Genomic DNA, 16,257 nt, shown 5'->3' with positions numbered 1-16,257 from the left:
CTTTAACAAATCAATAAATACCAGTAAAACAAACGATTAAATTAATTTATAATAATAAAAGTTATCATGAACAATAAAGAAATTATAAATAAAATTGCTTTTCTAAAGGAAGCCATGATTAACGATAAATTAGTTGTCTTTGCAGGTTCTGGTATTTCTGTCGAATCGGGGCTTCCCATTTGGGATGATTTATTGAAAGGCATAAAATCAAAGTTGAATTTTGATGCTTCAAAAGAAACAGATTCATTGAAAATTGCTCAATTGCTGTACAATGAAAAAGGCGAAAAAGAGTATTATGACATAATCAAAAGTCTTATCTACGATAATAGCTCCAACAAATACAATCCGTTACACGAGCTGATTTTTCAATTGAATCCGCAACATATAGTTACAACAAACTATGATAATTTTTTCGAACAATATATAGAAAATGAAGGTCTCCCTTTTTCATTGGTTGTAAAAGACGAGGATTTGCCTTATGCAAAATATAAAAATCTGATTATTAAATACCATGGCGATTTTGAAAATCATAATATTGTATTAAAAGAAACCGATTATTTAGAATTTTCAAAGACGAATACTCTCAAAGAGATTTTTGTAAAATCGCTGTTCAGTAATAAAGTAATACTTTTTGTAGGTTATAGTTTTTCGGATATAAACCTCAAATTGTTAAGTCGTGATGTACAGTATATCTTGAAAAAACACCATCAAAGAGCTTACTTATTAGATTTAACAAACTTAATCTCAGAATCTGAGAAAATGTACTACAAAAACCTAGGAATCAATATCATTAATTATGGTCAGGCAGAAAAGGAAATACCGAATTTGGAAAGCTTTTTTGACGATAAACAGATAAATCTAAGGCCCTATAGTTCTAGAGCATATAAATTATTAAATTACCTGAATGAATTCAATTTAGACAAATACAAAAACAATCTTGGTGTTGTTTTAACAGAAAATCAAGTTATTGATGAAATATATAATACTTTTAAAAAGTTTCATCACTTCAGAGTATTGCCCAAAAATTTTTTATCCAACTTATATCCGTTAAACAAAAATACAAAATCAACAATGAACATTAGAGACAACATATTTATTTGTTTTAATGATGAGTTGTATAATCTTATTCATAAGTTTCAGGGAAAAGAAGACGCTTTTTTTAATGAAATTCAAAAAGAGAAAATTGTTTATTGTTTAAAAAGATTAATGTATTCGGGAGTTTATCATATTGCGGTACCAAAACTAAATTCTGATTCCTTTGGGAATTATAGTTACTTAGAGGGTAGTTTAATTTCTTTAGAATCAAAAATACAATTAGATTTCGATTGTGACTGTATGAGTTGTAATCTTAACAATTACAAATATTCAGAAGTAATAAGTAAAATTGAAAAATATGTAATTACAATATCAACCGATTTATTCGACGACTTAAACTACGCAAACTCCCTTTATAAATTAAACTACAATTTTAAGTCGTTTTTAGCTTATCAGCAAATCTATTATAAAGCTAATAAACAAAAAAAATTCGAAGTCAGCTTTATAGCTATTTACAATGTATATTGGCTGGGCAAATGGTCAAATTTTTTTTATGAAGATTATGTTAAGGAAAAAGAATATGAGATTGTAAAAAAATTCATAAGAAACATAGATTTAGATAAGGAATTATACAAAGTTAAATACTTGGTAGATGAAAAAGTATATGAACTTCTAAGAGAAATTAGAAGCGGAATCTATATGCAAAATTTATGTGATGAAATAGATGAAAATTATCAGAAAATACCTGAAACTAAAAAATTAATCGAACAAGGTGGAGGAAGTTCCAACAACGATATTAACAACTTGTACAAATCAATTATAAAATTAGAGAATTATAGAGATCTAAACTTTATTAATGTCAACGGATATTCTCGTATAACCAAAGCAATTCAAAAATCAATTAATGCTTTTATAGTGGCATATTCGATGAAATTTGTTGAAAATAAATTGGAGCATAGTTTCTTTGTTACTTCACACATGAAAAATTACAATCATTTTTTAATAAAAGAAATTATTGAATATGCAGAAACAGCTAAATTGGACTCTTTTATAAGAGAAAATAAACTTGAAAATATTGAAATTTCAGAAGAAAGTATTCAAGAAATTTTTTCTAGCATTTCAAACTTTTTAGAGTCTGTAACAACAACTTCAAGTAAATTTAAAAGTACGCCTTTAGAAAACAAAACTGTAGTTTCTCGATTAAGTTCAGATTATAATTTTAGAATCAAAATCCTAAAACAATTAGATAATATTTGTTTAGTTTTAACATATTTTAAATTGCCGGAAGACAATTTGAATGAGTTGTATAAGAAGATAAACACTTTTATAAAATTCGTTAAATTCAAAGGCCCTTTTGATTATCAATATTTGGATAAATTACTTTTTAAAAAGCATTTAGAAATTGATTCTGACTCTATTTTAACTACGTTGGAAATATTTTATTCAAATAATCGATTTGATGAAAACTACGACCGTATTTTAGATGTATTAAATGCTAAAGATGATAATTTCACTACAGACCTTTTTGATGTAAATCAGTATAAAATTAATAACAGCAAATGGAAATATCATATAGTCTATAATTGTTTAGATGGCGAACTAAAAGAAACATTTAAAAACAAGCTCCGAAGTTTTTTAATGTCTGAAGAAGCCGATTTATTTATGTTGTTTCGAGCAATCTATAATGATATCCTAATTGAACCTCAAATTGTTGAAAAGTACAAATCCAGCATCCTTCAAATTTTAATTAGTTACGAAAGTCAAAACGCGAAATATAGAAGTCAATCTGCTAATGCTGTCATTAATTTCTTTAAGCTTATTTATTTAAAAAAGATAGATTTAAAAGGATTTGAAAACACTGAAATAAAAGACGACTATTTTAAATTTTTATATGATCCCACTAATTTTCCAATAGTTGATTTTAATCCCGAATGGTTGAAAATAGAGAAATGCAATCCCTTTATTGAAGTATTTAATGGAGTCGAGTATATAATACCAACTCTTGAAAATTATCTAACCAATAATGAAGATGTCGATCTCATGAAATTATATTTCAGATTAAAAAAGAAAACACACCCCAAGAGAATGATTCATAGCAACGATTGATTTTATTGAATAAGTTATTGAATTAATAATAAATAGGGAGGTTGTGAATTAAAGTTATGATACAGAAAATAAAGTAATTGTCTCAAAATAAAATCAATATTAATACTAACAAATTATTGCAAAAGCTTTTTAAGAAATGGATAAGTTAAGTATCAAATTAGAAAATTGTTATGGTATTGATAAATTAGAACAGGAGTTTGATTTTTCAAAGTGTAGGGCAGTTGCAATATACGCACCAAATGGAATGATGAAAACATCATTTGCAAAAACATTTGAAGCAAAGAGTTTAGGTAAAGAGCCATTAGAAAGTTTATACAATAATGCATCTCTTGCCGTCATAAAGACTGATGGTAATAACATTGATAAAAATGAAATAGTTGTTATTAATTCATTTGAGAATATTAATACAGATAAAAGTGTCTCTTCTCTTTTAGTAGATGAAATTAGTAAAAATGAGTATGACCAAATATTTACAGAAATCACAAAACAAAAAACTTCTCTTATCTCAAAATTAAACAGAATTTCTGGAATAAAGCAAACTGAAATAGAGAATATAATAGCAGCTGATTTTAATGAAAAAGATTTTTTTAAGTTTTTATCGAATATTGATTTTGAAAACATTGATGATGAATTTTCTGAAATAAAGTTAAGTGAAGTTTTTGATATTGATGTTTTAGCTTTTCTAAAGAAGCCTGACGTTATTAATAATATTAATGTTTACACAGAAAAATATAATCAATTATTAGAAACTTCAAAATATTTCAAAAAAGGCGTTTTTAATCCATCAAAAGCAGAAAGTATTGCTAAAGTTTTATTAAAAGAAAACTTTTTTAAAGCAAATCATAAAATTAGACTTGATGGGGATGAAAATGAGATTCTTAATGATGATGACTTTAAAGATAAACTTGCAAATGAACGTAAAGATATTTTAGAAAATCAAGAGCTACTGAAAATTGAAAATGAAATAAAAAAAGCTTCAGTTATTAAGTTTAGGGAAATTTTAGAAGAGCACGAAAATATTATTCCAGAGCTTGTTGATTTAACGGTCTTTAAAAAAAGGATTTGGAATTCTTATTTTGCAAAAGAGAAAGATTTTATTGTAGAGCTTTTAAATTTATTTTCTAATGGTAAAAATAGATTAGAAGAAATTGAAGAACTTGCAAATAACCAAAGAACATCTTGGGAAGAAGTTATTGAAAAATTTGAAAATAGATTTTTTGTACCTTTTAATGCTATCATAACAAATAAATCAAGTGTGATATTAGGAAAATCCACCCCCAGTATTGATTTAAAATTTGAACACCTAAAAACTAATAAAAAAAGAGAAGTTAGAAAAGATGATGTTGAAGGCTTAAAGTTTTTAAGTCAAGGAGAGAAGAGAGCTTTATATATATTGAATTTGATGTTTAATATTGAAGCTAGAAAGAAAGAGAATAAAAAGACATTATTTATCATTGATGATATTGCAGATTCATTTGATTACAAGAATAAATATGCAATTATTCAATACTTAAAGGATATATCCGAAGAACCACTTTTTTTTCAAATAATATTAACTCATAATTTTGATTTTTTTAGAGCAGTTCAAAACCGAAATATTGCTTCATACAAAAACTTATTCCTTACCTATAAATCAGAAGATGAAATAAAACTTGATTCTGCAAAAGGTATTAAAAATCCTTTTATTAATGATTGGAAAGGAAATTTAGATAATCCAAAAAAACTAATTGCATCAATTACTTTCGTTAGAAATATTATTGAATATACTAAAGGCGATAAAGACGAAGATTATAAAACTTTGACATATGTATTACATTGGAGAAGTGAGAATCAGACAATTTTAATTTCCCATTTAAAAGATATTTTTTTAAGAATTTTTCCAGGAATTAATTTTAATTCAGAAATAACACAAACTGAAAAAGTGGTAGATATTATTTTTAATGAAGCTGAAAATTGTCTAGTTGCAGATGAAGGAATTAATTTAGAAAACAAACTTATATTATCAATTGCAATTAGGTTATATGCAGAAAAATATATGTGGAGTAAAGTTTCTAATCAAGAAATAATTAATGGATCTACAGGCAAACTTTTTTCTAGATTTAAAAAAGAGTTTGAAGGAGCTCTTGATAATGAAATAAAACTTTTAGACGAAGTAAATTTAATAACTCCAGAAAACATACACTTAAACTCATTTATGTTTGAGCCAATACTCGATTTATCAGACGTGCATTTGAAAGAGTTATACAACAAACTAAAAGTATTGTAAGATGGCTAATTATAATTTTTCAACTTTAAATGATAAAGATTTAGAGGAATTAGCTTTAGATTTATTGAATGCTCAATTAAAACTAGACCTTCAAAGTTTTAAGGTTGGAATTGATGGAGGGGTTGATTTAAGGCATTCGACACCAAAAAATGACAACTCTATTGTTGTTCAGGTAAAACATTACTTAAAGTCGGGATATTCAAAATTAAAAAGCGATTTAAAAAATAAAGAACTAAAAAAAGTCAAGAAGCTAAATCCTGACAGATATATTATTGTTACTTCGGTTGAACTTTCAAAAATTCAAAAAGATGAGTTAAAGGTTATTTTTTCTCCATTTATTAAAACATCAAATGATATTATTGGTAATGAAGATTTAAATAAATATTTAAGAAAATTCAAAGATATTCAGAAGATTCATTTTAAACTTTGGTTTTCAAGCACTGAAATTATTTCTAATATTATTAATAATGCTATTGAGGGTAGAACTAGAAGCTATTTAGAGAGAATTAAATCAAAAATCCCAATATATGTATTGACTAAAAATTTAGATGATGCAAATAAAATATTAGAAAGAGAAAAAATTCTATTAATTACAGGCTTACCAGGAATCGGAAAAACAACACTTGCAGAAGTATTATTATATGAAAAAGCAAAATCTGATTATAAAATCTACTGGATTAATAAAATTAGAGATGCTGAAGATGTTATATCTCAAGATGAAACTGAAAAACAGATTTTTTATTTTGATGATTTTCTAGGAGAGGTTTATTATGAAATACTTACAGGAAGCCAAAATGAAAGCGAAATAGCTGGTTTTGTTGATAGAATAAAACACACACCTAATAAGTACATAATACTTTCAACAAGAACTGTTATACTTGAACAAGCAAAAGCAAAATCTGAAAAGATAAAGCGTTCAAGAATTGAAACTGGTAAATATGAAATTAAGTTAAATAATTATTCTAATCTCGAAAAAGCCCAAATCCTTTATAATCATATTTATTTTAGAAACTTAAAGGATGAATTATTTGATGCTATTATCCATAATCAATTTTACAAGATTATTATTAAGCACAAAAGCTATACACCTCGTATTATTGAATTTATAACTGATGAAAACAGAGTTAATAATTTTAATAAAGATGAATATTTGACATTTATAAAGCATAATTTAGATCATCCGGAAGAGATTTGGAGCTATTCATTTTCTAAACAAATAGATTATTTTGATAGATGTTTTCTAATAACATTATTCACTTTTCAGAGAGGTACAAATGAAAATATTCTTAATCAAGCATTTGAAAGCAGATTAGAGTATGAGAAAAACTTCAATAATAAAGAAGTTGATTCAGAACAATTTAATAACTCGATTAAAAGTTTATTAAATGGGTTTATTATGTCTTCAATAATTGATTTAGATAAAAATATTAAAATTTGTAGTTTAGTAAATCCTTCTCTTTCAGATTTTATTATAGGGTATTTGAAGCAAAACTATGAAGCAAAAAAAACATTAATAAAATCTATAAAATTCATTGAGCAGTTAGATTTTTTTAATCCAGATAAATCCCAAATAAAACTTGAAAAAGAATTACAAGAAGTAATTAAAGATAAAATTTATCGAAAAACACTTGAAAGTTCTGATGAATACAAACAATATAGATATGACGGATTATGCATTGAAGTTTTAATTAAATATTGTAAAAAAGTAGATGTTGATAATATTCTTTTAGACATTTTAAATAAAATTAATTTAGATCATATTTGGTGGTTTAGACATAATTTAGAATACGTTTTTGAAAACATAAAAAACTGCCCTAAATCTGAAAAATATATTAGTGATAATTTTAATTTAATTATTAATTTATATATCGATAAAATTGAAGATATTGAATCAGCGATTAAACTTCCAGTTTTTTTTACACGGTTTAATTACGATTTCGATTCATACGCCGATTCGGAAGATGGACAAGTAAAAATAATTGATTTAATAAGTAATCTTGTTGTTAAAAGCGAAGAAGATTTAGTTTCTTCATATAAAGATTCGATTTTAGATATTGAGGAAATTGATGATATCATTTATAATGATTTAAATGATAGAAAGCAGAGATTATTAAATGAACTTCTTCCAAATACTATTTTTGACATTCCTAGACATTTTGAAAAAGATGATTGGGAGAAACAAATAAAAATAAATTCAGATAATGAACAAGAATCAATTAAACGCGAAAAAAACAGTGATAAATATTATGAACAGTTAGAATATAATACTAAAATTGAAAATATAAAAATTGATGATTTGTTTCATAAGTCTTAAATTAATTGAGTCACAACAAAAAATTTACTTTAAATAGGCATTATCTCATTCATTTTCAAAAGATTACCCGCTCTCCGAAGACTCCTGTCTTCGGACTTCGTATTTCCAATTATTCCTGTCGAATTTATTTTGCCAAGAAGACTATTTTTATGGCACGTCCTGCCGAAAAAAGCGGGTCGGGCTGTTCGCTCAAAATGAAATTCAGCGAATACCAATTAAATAAAATCCAATGAGCTAATCTCCTGCTTCCTTAAGTACGCAGGAGGATATCCGGTGCCATCTCTCGTGCAATTCACGTTCCCAAAATCAATTTCATAAAATAATTATAGCCCCTTTTCAAGACGTTTTCAAAAACAATTCCACCATAATAAATAGATCCTAAAACTTTCATTTCCATAAGAAACTCTAGTTAAAGAACAGGCGAAGCAATTTAGCGGTCTCCCTCCGGTCGTTCCCTTTGTTCCGTTCGGCTGCTCCAGTCGGTCAATCTTATATTTTCATAAGAACATTTTCGGTAAATAGTCTATTTATTATTTCAATTTAATATTCAGGTTTCCCTCCGTTCCACAGACACTTCACAGCGCAATAAATACAGCAGCTTGAAAATAAGCAGCTATATTTTTTGCGCTGTTTCGTTCCTCATCTTCACACGGTCACTTCCTGCGTTCGGTCGGGCTTATGCATCCACAATACCGCTTCATTTCGTTACACTCCGCAGGCTACGTTTCACTGCATTCCAGCCATATTGTGTCTGCAGCCCTCCGTTTTTTCAGCGGTTGCTCCTTCGCACAGCCATCGGGCTTGGCTCCGCTTACCTCGCTTACGTTATCTTAGAAGCATCCATTTCCAATTATCAATTATCCACTATCAATTATCAGTTGACTCGGTAGCTTTGCCCTAAATCAAGGAACACCGCCAAAAAGGCGGTTGCCTTCCATTTTTTACCCGCCGTTTCACGCTCATATCCGCTACGTTTCGCTTCGTACCTTCTCTCAACTCTCGCATCTATGGTGGCTGTTCGATTGCCGCAACCCCGCCACGGCGCTCCTCATCCGCAAAAAAAGTTCCTTGCCCTAAAAACGGGCACCACTTTTTTTGCTCCTTGCGGTGCTTGGGGGTGTTAATTGCCGTTTCTTCAAGAACTCCCCTGAGAAACATCAACAAGTACGATAGTGCATTTTTCTGAAAAGAAAAAGAAAAAAATCCAGCAAGAATAGCATTCATTCCTCACTTTCAGTCGGTCATTCTTCCCTCCATTTTCGTTCGTCATTTCTGCTCTTATAACGGCTTTCTTTTTTTCTCTTTTTTCTTTTCCGAAAAATTAAGGTCGAATCTTTAACACCAAAGCGCTATGCCGAATTTTATCATCAAAACACACCAAAAAAATGCTGTTTACAGAGCAAACCAAATCTTTATTCTCAGCAAAGGAATGAACAGTGGCAAGCCTCAAAAAGAACCATTTACCAATAGCTTTGTAATCCTATTTCAAAACGATCAAGATGCCGAAACAGTGTATTGGTTAGCTTATAGTTTATGGAAAGCAAAATTCTGGCACAAATCATTATTGGGGTCCGTAATTCCATTTTTAAGAATTGCTGATTTTAAAAAGGATTTTATGTCAAAAGTTAACGAAATGCTACAAGAACACGAGCTGCATAAAAAACAAATCCAGGCGTTGAGGTTATTGGAACAAAAAGAGGACCAATTAAAGAAGAATATTGTCCTTATCAGTGAAATGAGAAGAGTGATATTGTTGAGGTATTGTAAATAACAAAAAAAAGCCTGATCTCTCGATCAGGCTCTCATATAAATTCGGGAAAAGGTTACCAAGCCAAACCCGAATTACTTTACGCTGAATTTATTTCAGTGTTTCTTTTTAAATTTTGTTAATCCTTTTAAAAGGAGCGAAATAATGAAACTAATAATAGCTCCAATTACCGCTAAGATAATCGTTTTTAGAATATCTTCAGAAACAATATTTGGCATCACACTTAATAAAGTTCCGGATGCGGTTCCGATTTGCAAGCTGTTATTTGATTCCATCTCGCGGTAAATTTTGATTGTCTTTTCTCATTCTATTTATGAGTTCATCATCTGCTTTCGCATCATCATCATCAACTGTCATTTGACTCACTGCAGAAAGCACTCCTCCAGCAACTGCCAAATATCCCGCAACACTAACAACAACTGTAGGTAAAACTACTGGTGCCGCAATCACACTTCCACTTAGCGCCAGCAAAGTCAAACCAATACTACGCAATACCCTGAAAAACTTTGGAGTGGGCGATTTTGTTCTTTCTACTACATTCATAATACTAATTTTTTAGATTGGATCTTTATTTTCACTTCTTCATTACGTCCCATAGCAACATAGATCAATGTCGTAAGCTTTTCTAATGCTATTCGGGAGCCACTGCCCTTCCCTATTCCAGTATGTGTGGTTACGGGAGCGATACAGCCCAACAGTTCTTTTTTGGCGTCATTGGCAGGATGGATTAATATAAAATCTCGACCTGGAACATTTTGTAAATGCAAATGCCATTTGAATTTTGGGCTAAAACGCTTCTGTAAAACGTATTCTCCTTCGGGAATACAAGAAACTCGTTGTTGGTTTTGCAACCAAGGCAACTCGATGGTATAACAAACTAAAGTACCGTTCCATTCCAAAAATCCTTGTGTTCCCTCGGGAAAATAGGTCCTATTCAACACTAAAACCATCTTACAGACCGCTTACCTGTACCAATGACAACGGATTGTAAGCCCCATTTTTCAATGGATACATTTTTCCATTTACCTCCTGATAAAACTCCAGACCTAAAGCCAAAAACAACGGACTAACACTGTTTGGAGTCACAGCATTCAACTGATTAATGGCAACAACTGCTGCGGAATCCCACGGTTGGATAGCTGTCTCAGAACTGGAAACAACAAAAGTTTCGGCCTCAAAATTGATTTCGGCTCCCGCAGAAATGATTTTATAATGAGTAGTTCCACCAGGCGCAGCAATCATATTTGCAGGAACAAAAGGATCTATAGCAATTGAAATTTCGCCTGCAACTCTATCAATAGTTCCTACAAAAGGAACAAACAAAGTCGTACCTAATTTACCATTGATATTGAAGTCAAAACCAACAAGCAATTCCGCTTCGCCATCAATTACATTACGCAATCCCCTTTCGTTCACTAAATCCGCTTGGATCACTTTAATCATAGATTGAGTCAAACGGCTCACAATTCTACTATCCGCAGAATTGATCAATAATGTTCTAAATGCTGTTCTCAGCGTTTTTCCAGCTTTACCTGCTCTCCCAAACTCAGCACCGTTTTCACGAGTTCTTTGGAATGCAGGATCACTTTTGATTCGGCTGGCATCAACACCGCCCTTTTCACGAGCCAAATGCCCATCTTTGGTTTTATAAAAGGTAATATCTCCAATAGTACCCTTCAATTTAATTATGCCTTTCTGTCTTGCCATAATTCCTAAAATTTTAAATGAATAATTTTGCTAAATACGCTCTCAATCATCATCCTGTTGCAACACTTTTCGATTGATTATGAAACAAATTTTAGTCAATTAAATCACATAAAAAAGACTCCCCTATCCCATATGTCACTTTGTGACACAAATGGCATAAAATGACCTAAATACCCATTTACAACCAACATTGACGGGAGTAGATTTCCGCTTCTGAACCAAAGGAATTATTTACTATTTTTATGGAGTGCCAGAACTTGAACCACAGAGGTTCCAGATTAGGCAAAGCCCAATCAAAGTCATAGATAGAGTATGAGAGCCAAAAACAAGAGATTATGTATCTACCCTAAGGACATACAACGTATAACTGGTAAGAGTTATCGTCAAAGCATTAGGCTACTTCAAAAAATGAGAATTAAGTTAAACAAACTAGAAGATGAGTTTGTGTCTATTGAAGAATTTTGCCAATTTACGAGCCTTAAAATTGAACAGGTTGAACCTTTAATAATTGGATAGATTTTATGTTTTAGGCAACTAAATTTTGAACCGATTCCAGTTCAATAATAGTACTCAACTAGTTCAAAGTTTAAACAATGAAAGGACTTTTTTTACTTTGATAAACCTTTAATTATCACTATATTTACAGTGATAAGATTACATGATTTTTTACCTATAAATCGTAGGAGTAAAATCGAGACCCTTGTTTTAAAATAGTTTGCGAGACATCGTAAACACTAGCATAAAAAGAGGAATACAAATCCCTCTTTCTCCGCCAGTAGAAATACTAAACGAAGCAAACCCTTCTAAATCTTATGATTTAGGAGGGTTTTTTCATTTACGGCAAATCAAATTATTCATTAAATCTCAAAACTTAGGTATCTTTTGAGGTGTCACTGAAATTATATTTCTCAAGTGACACCTATCTCAAAAGTTACCAGTTCAACATTTGTTCAAATACCTTTTCACTATTTGAACATCTTGTTTGGAAGTAGTACAAAGTTTAAATTTAATAATAACTAAAAGGTCACCAACCATGAACACAGCCGTATCCGTTCTCTTTTATATAAAGAGATCAAAAGTCAATAATGATGGCATCTGCCCTATTTATGTACGTGGCACTGTACAATCTAAACGATTTGAATTTAGTAGCAACAAATTTGTTAATCCTGAGAAATGGTCAAATGAAGGATCTAAAGTGAAGGGAACCAATGAAGAGACTCGTTCAATAAACAGTCACCTTGAATATTTAAAATCTAAAATTTTAGAAGCTGAGAAAAAATTATACAAAAAGGATATTATTATAACTTCTGAAAATCTAAAGAATGAAATTTTTGATCTCCACGACAGCAAACGAATGCTTATCCCCATTTTCAAGGATCACAACAACAAAATCAAAGAATTGGTTGGTAAAGAATATGCACCTGGAACACTAGAGCGATATACCACCTCTCTAAAGCATACTCTCGAATTTCTCAAATGGAAATACAACATATCCGATATCGAAATCACTAAAATAGATCATGCCTTCATTACAGATTATGAATTCTACTTACGCAGCGAAAGAAAATGTGCCAATAACACCGCCGTTAAATACATCAAGAACTTCCACAAGATCATTAACCAATGGATGGCCAATGGATGGCTAAACAAGGATCCTTTCTCCAATTACAAAGCGAAAGTCAAAGAAGTAGTTCGGGAGTTTCTTTCTGAATCCGAAATAGAACAAATGATCAACAAAGAATTTGTTTCCGAGCGATTGGAACTCGTTCGCGATATATTCGTTTTCAGCTACTTTACGGGCTTGGCATATATCGACGTGAAACAATTAACGCTGGACAATATTGCGTTGGGTATAGATGGCAATAAATGGATATTCAAGAACAGACAAAAAACCGACACAGCATCCAAAATTCCATTACTGCCGATGGCACAGGAAATCATAGACAAATATGCAGAGCATCCGGTTTGCAAAAATGAGAATCGCCTCCTCCCTATTTTGACCAACCAAAAAATGAATGCCTATCTTAAGGAAATCGCAGATGTTTGCGAAATCAAAAAAGAATTGACCTTCCATATTGCTCGGCATACTTTTGCCACAACGGTGACACTTTCCAATAGTGTTCCTTTAGAAACAATCAGCAAAATGTTGGGCCACACCAGCCTAAAAACCACCCAACATTATGCTAAAGTACTCGATAAAAAGGTTGGTGAAGACATGAAAATTCTACGAGACAAATTCAGTACGATAGCAGCAAAAAAGGAACAAAAAAAAATATGATATTTCACAACTGTTTAGTTATTAGTAATCTTGACTTTTATTACCATAAGGGTTCGTGCAACTATTATTCCTTAGCTCTTTGAAAAAGCTGACAACTGTAGACTTTTTATAATAATGCGGTGATAACACTTTATATTCACCGCAATAATGCGGTGGTATTCACTAAAAAACAACTATTCAATTCCCGAATTGAACACCATACTTCTTGATTCGGAGAATTGCATTATATAATTTTGTCAGCACTTCCCCACTCCATTCCTTCAAATCTTCACAAATACAACATCATGGATACGCAACAAAACCAACAAAGGATTAAGGCAATTTACCAAATGCTGTTCGAAATGGCAACTGGCAATCTCGCTTTTAGAATTATCAAAACAGATCAAAACGACGAAGTGGGTAAACTGTCTAAAATGCTTACCAATCTTGCTGGACAAATGCATGATATTATACTGCGATCAGGTTATGTTAATCCCCGTTACAGTTATCAAAACTTAGTGCAAACAACATTTATCTTAGACGATAACTTTATGATAAGCAATTTTAATGTACACGTTCCAGAAGCACTATACTATGAATCTAAAGAATTATTTCAGGTAGACTTTGAAAAATTTATCGCACCACAGTCATTCGACATTTGGAATCAAAAAAAATGGAAGTCTCATTAGATGACAATTACCATAGCACCGTTCAGCTTATTTTAATAACGGGAAATAATAAATTACTTCCCACTTTTTGCACCATTTCACGACTGCGTTATAGTGACAAAATAATAGTAAATTCAATTAATACAATATTACAAGAATTGCTGTCAGACACGAGGTATGTAATAAAAGTAAATCCAGCTCTTATTTCGATAAAGACAAGATGGTTTGAATAATAATATTAAAAAACTGCTTTTCTCTAAAATCAATCGTTTTTTAAATATTATTTTCTCTTTTCTTAACTATGTCATCTATGATAGAAATAAATTTCTCCCTATAATTACTACTTATGGGAATTTCTTTTGAGTCTATTATTACACAATGTTTTTTGACTGTTTCTATATGTTTTAAAGCCACAATATAGGATCGATGTATTCTAACAAAATATTGCTCAGGTAGTAATTCCAATACTTCAGATATTTTATAGCGTGCCAAAATAGGTCGTTTATCTGTATAGAAAGTCACATAATTACCATCACTTTCTATGTATTTTATATTTTGAATAAACAATTGATGAAATTCTGATCCGCTTTTAATAAAAATTGTTTGTTCAGAAAAGTCAGGATAAATTTCATTATTTGCAATTGGGATTCTTAAGTTTGTTTCAAAAAGCTGTTTTGCTTTCATAACAGCTTTAAGAAGTTTGTCAAATTCAATTGGTTTTAAAAGATAGTCAACAGCTCCATGCTCGTAACTATCTAACGCATATTCTGAATAAGCAGTAGTAAATATAATAAGAGGTGGATTTTGTAAAAACTTAGGAAAGCTAATCCCCGATAATTTAGGCATATTTATATCTAAGAAAACAAGATCAACTGTATTCTTTTGAAGATATTCAAGCGCATCTAAAGGATCTCTAAAAGTTTTCTTCAATACCATAAATGGCATATTACTTAAATGGAATTTAAGTACATCAATAGCAGCGGGTTCATCATCAATTATTACACAGTCCATAAGAATTGTTAATCAAGTTGTAGAATGAGTAAAGATATAAAATATCCATTTTCTTCTTTTGTTTCTAAAGTATAAATATCCGGATATAAAATGGAGAGTCTCTTTTTTAAATTATCAAGCCCGAAACCAGAGGGTTCATCGGCTAAACCATAAATACTTTGATGTATTGCATTGGTTACTTTAAAGTACAACTTTTTTCTTTCAATCTTTAAGCATATATCAATTACTGATTTTATTTTAGGATCAATACCATGTTTTATAGCGTTTTCAACAAATGGAATAAGCAACATAGGACTTATTTTAACCGCTTTTATATCCCCTTTTACTACAAAATTTATAGACACTTCGTCTTCTTTAGCAATTCGCAACTGATATACCTGAATGAAATTTTTAAGATGATTAATTTCTCTATCCAGCGCCACTTTTTCCTCATTCGTTTCGTAAACCATATAACGCATTAATTCTGCCAGTTTAGCAATTCCATCAGCTAATTCGGGAGCATTACTCCGTAATGATTGTGCATAAAAACTGTTTAAAACATTAAATAGAAAATGTGGATTAATTTTAGACTTCAAAAAAGCCATTTCGGTGGAAAGTTTTTCTTCAAGCAATATTCTTTTTAGTTTTTCATTCTGTATCCAATATTTTATGAGAGCATAAGACAAAGCGGCAAGTAATATAAAGTAGCTAACCACAGAGTTATACAATAAATTTACTGCGAAGGACTCATTCGCGGAAGAGAAAAATACTGCCAAATATCGATAATCTATGACGCTTTCAAATAAATTAATAAGTATAAAACCTCCTAATAAAGAAAAGAATAATGTCTTAATTTTTTTAAGCCGCAATAATTTAGGTACCAAAAAAAATGCTGTTGTATAAAAAACCACTTGATTCATAATCGTACCAAACAATATTGCAATCCAATAGGGACCTTTATCTTTCCTGAAGTCACCGATCGTGGATGTATAGTTTAAAATTAAAAAGTAACCAAGTCCCCATACTAAAATGTGGATTGCTATTTCTATATATTTTTTCATGTTGAAGTGTTTCATTGTCAAAAATAGATTTTTAAATAACTTAAAAAGATTAAAGGGGCGAAAGTCTACTTTTCAGGGACCAGAC

14 protein-coding genes are annotated in these 16,257 nt (G+C 30.4%); 7 read left to right on the top strand and 7 right to left on the bottom strand.

The features are described 5' to 3' along the window. Positions 1 to 66: 66 nt before the first annotated feature. The 3 genes from BLV91_RS13815 to BLV91_RS13805 all read left to right on the top strand — a co-directional run bounded on the left by BLV91_RS13815 (position 67) and on the right by BLV91_RS13805 (position 7,721). Complete coding sequence (locus BLV91_RS13815; RefSeq protein ID WP_091434307.1) at positions 67 to 3,141, top strand: SIR2 family protein; 3,075 nt, start codon at positions 67 to 69, stop codon at positions 3,139 to 3,141. 136 nt (positions 3,142 to 3,277) lie between these two features. After that, complete coding sequence (locus tag BLV91_RS13810) at positions 3,278 to 5,407, top strand: ATP-binding protein (protein ID WP_091434305.1); 2,130 nt, start codon at positions 3,278 to 3,280, stop codon at positions 5,405 to 5,407. Position 5,408: 1 nt separating this feature from the next. Further along, positions 5,409 to 7,721, top strand: a complete 2,313-nt coding sequence (locus BLV91_RS13805; protein ID WP_091434304.1) for an nSTAND3 domain-containing NTPase — start codon at positions 5,409 to 5,411, stop codon at positions 7,719 to 7,721. Between the two features lie 1,005 nt (positions 7,722 to 8,726). Here BLV91_RS13805 and BLV91_RS16905 read toward each other — a convergent pair. Continuing rightward, positions 8,727 to 8,945, bottom strand: coding sequence for a hypothetical protein (locus tag BLV91_RS16905; RefSeq protein WP_139262338.1), 219 nt, complete (start codon positions 8,943 to 8,945; stop codon positions 8,727 to 8,729). Between the two features lie 127 nt (positions 8,946 to 9,072). On the opposite strand from BLV91_RS16905, the gene BLV91_RS13800 reads away from it, so the two are divergent. Then, positions 9,073 to 9,492 (top strand): DUF6943 family protein, encoded by a 420-nt coding sequence (locus BLV91_RS13800; RefSeq protein ID WP_091434302.1) that lies wholly within the window; start codon positions 9,073 to 9,075, stop codon positions 9,490 to 9,492. Between the two features lie 92 nt (positions 9,493 to 9,584). Here the strand turns inward: BLV91_RS13800 and BLV91_RS13795 are convergent, their stop codons facing one another. The 4 genes from BLV91_RS13795 to BLV91_RS13780 are packed head-to-tail and all read right to left on the bottom strand — an operon-like array spanning position 9,585 to position 11,196. Continuing rightward, on the bottom strand, positions 9,585 to 9,764 hold the full coding sequence (locus BLV91_RS13795) for a hypothetical protein (protein ID WP_091434300.1): 180 nt from the start codon (positions 9,762 to 9,764) through the stop codon (positions 9,585 to 9,587). Beyond that, positions 9,751 to 10,032: a hypothetical protein gene (locus tag BLV91_RS13790; RefSeq protein WP_091434298.1), complete on the bottom strand. Its 282-nt coding sequence runs from the start codon at positions 10,030 to 10,032 to the stop codon at positions 9,751 to 9,753. Before BLV91_RS13790 ends, BLV91_RS13795 begins: the two co-directional genes overlap by 14 nt. Beyond that, positions 10,029 to 10,439, bottom strand: a complete 411-nt coding sequence (locus BLV91_RS13785) for a DUF5675 family protein (RefSeq protein WP_091434296.1) — start codon at positions 10,437 to 10,439, stop codon at positions 10,029 to 10,031. Before BLV91_RS13785 ends, BLV91_RS13790 begins: the two co-directional genes overlap by 4 nt. Before the next feature lies 1 nt (position 10,440). Then, complete coding sequence (locus BLV91_RS13780; RefSeq protein WP_091434294.1) at positions 10,441 to 11,196, bottom strand: hypothetical protein; 756 nt, start codon at positions 11,194 to 11,196, stop codon at positions 10,441 to 10,443. 1,033 nt (positions 11,197 to 12,229) lie between these two features. On the opposite strand from BLV91_RS13780, the gene BLV91_RS13770 reads away from it, so the two are divergent. The 3 genes from BLV91_RS13770 (at position 12,230) to BLV91_RS16900 (ending at position 14,354) form a co-directional block, all read left to right on the top strand. Then, positions 12,230 to 13,474 carry a site-specific integrase gene (locus tag BLV91_RS13770; RefSeq protein WP_091434292.1) on the top strand — a complete coding sequence of 415 codons (1,245 nt, stop codon included), beginning with the start codon at positions 12,230 to 12,232 and terminating at the stop codon, positions 13,472 to 13,474. A gap of 233 nt (positions 13,475 to 13,707) precedes the next feature. Then, positions 13,708 to 14,142: a hypothetical protein gene (locus BLV91_RS13765; protein WP_175514014.1), complete on the top strand. Its 435-nt coding sequence runs from the start codon at positions 13,708 to 13,710 to the stop codon at positions 14,140 to 14,142. Further along, positions 14,127 to 14,354, top strand: a complete 228-nt coding sequence (locus BLV91_RS16900) for a hypothetical protein (RefSeq protein WP_139262336.1) — start codon at positions 14,127 to 14,129, stop codon at positions 14,352 to 14,354. Before BLV91_RS13765 ends, BLV91_RS16900 begins: the two co-directional genes overlap by 16 nt. 40 nt (positions 14,355 to 14,394) lie before the next feature. Here BLV91_RS16900 and BLV91_RS13760 read toward each other — a convergent pair whose 3' ends face one another. Beyond that, entirely contained in the window at positions 14,395 to 15,132 is a 738-nt protein-coding gene (locus BLV91_RS13760; protein WP_091434288.1) for a LytR/AlgR family response regulator transcription factor, read from the bottom strand. A gap of 8 nt (positions 15,133 to 15,140) precedes the next feature. Beyond that, the gene (locus BLV91_RS13755) at positions 15,141 to 16,172 is read right to left on the bottom strand and encodes a sensor histidine kinase (protein WP_175514013.1); all 1,032 of its coding nucleotides are present in this window, start codon (positions 16,170 to 16,172) and stop codon (positions 15,141 to 15,143) included. Positions 16,173 to 16,257: the final 85 nt, after the last annotated feature.

The organism is Flavobacterium degerlachei, assembly GCF_900106645.1.
Taxonomy (GTDB): domain Bacteria; phylum Bacteroidota; class Bacteroidia; order Flavobacteriales; family Flavobacteriaceae; genus Flavobacterium; species Flavobacterium degerlachei.
The sequence above is the reverse complement of the archived record's forward strand: the minus strand, read 5'-3'. Positions and strand labels throughout refer to the sequence as shown.

Bases quoted from the DNA above. Each gene is read 5' to 3' on its own strand.
- BLV91_RS13815 (WP_091434307.1), top strand. From the start codon at position 67: ATGAACAATAAAGAAATTATAAATAAAATTGCTTTTCTAAAGGAAGCC.
- BLV91_RS13810 (WP_091434305.1), top strand. From the start codon at position 3,278: ATGGATAAGTTAAGTATCAAATTAGAAAATTGTTATGGTATTGATAAA.
- BLV91_RS13805 (WP_091434304.1), top strand. From the start codon at position 5,409: ATGGCTAATTATAATTTTTCAACTTTAAATGATAAAGATTTAGAGGAA.
- BLV91_RS16905 (WP_139262338.1), bottom strand. From the start codon at position 8,945: ATGAATGCTATTCTTGCTGGATTTTTTTCTTTTTCTTTTCAGAAAAAT.
- BLV91_RS13800 (WP_091434302.1), top strand. From the start codon at position 9,073: ATGCCGAATTTTATCATCAAAACACACCAAAAAAATGCTGTTTACAGA.
- BLV91_RS13795 (WP_091434300.1), bottom strand. From the start codon at position 9,764: ATGGAATCAAATAACAGCTTGCAAATCGGAACCGCATCCGGAACTTTA.
- BLV91_RS13790 (WP_091434298.1), bottom strand. From the start codon at position 10,032: ATGAATGTAGTAGAAAGAACAAAATCGCCCACTCCAAAGTTTTTCAGG.
- BLV91_RS13785 (WP_091434296.1), bottom strand. From the start codon at position 10,439: ATGGTTTTAGTGTTGAATAGGACCTATTTTCCCGAGGGAACACAAGGA.
- BLV91_RS13780 (WP_091434294.1), bottom strand. From the start codon at position 11,196: ATGGCAAGACAGAAAGGCATAATTAAATTGAAGGGTACTATTGGAGAT.
- BLV91_RS13770 (WP_091434292.1), top strand. From the start codon at position 12,230: ATGAACACAGCCGTATCCGTTCTCTTTTATATAAAGAGATCAAAAGTC.
- BLV91_RS16900 (WP_139262336.1), top strand. From the start codon at position 14,127: ATGGAAGTCTCATTAGATGACAATTACCATAGCACCGTTCAGCTTATT.
- BLV91_RS13760 (WP_091434288.1), bottom strand. From the start codon at position 15,132: ATGGACTGTGTAATAATTGATGATGAACCCGCTGCTATTGATGTACTT.
- BLV91_RS13755 (WP_175514013.1), bottom strand. From the start codon at position 16,172: ATGAAAAAATATATAGAAATAGCAATCCACATTTTAGTATGGGGACTT.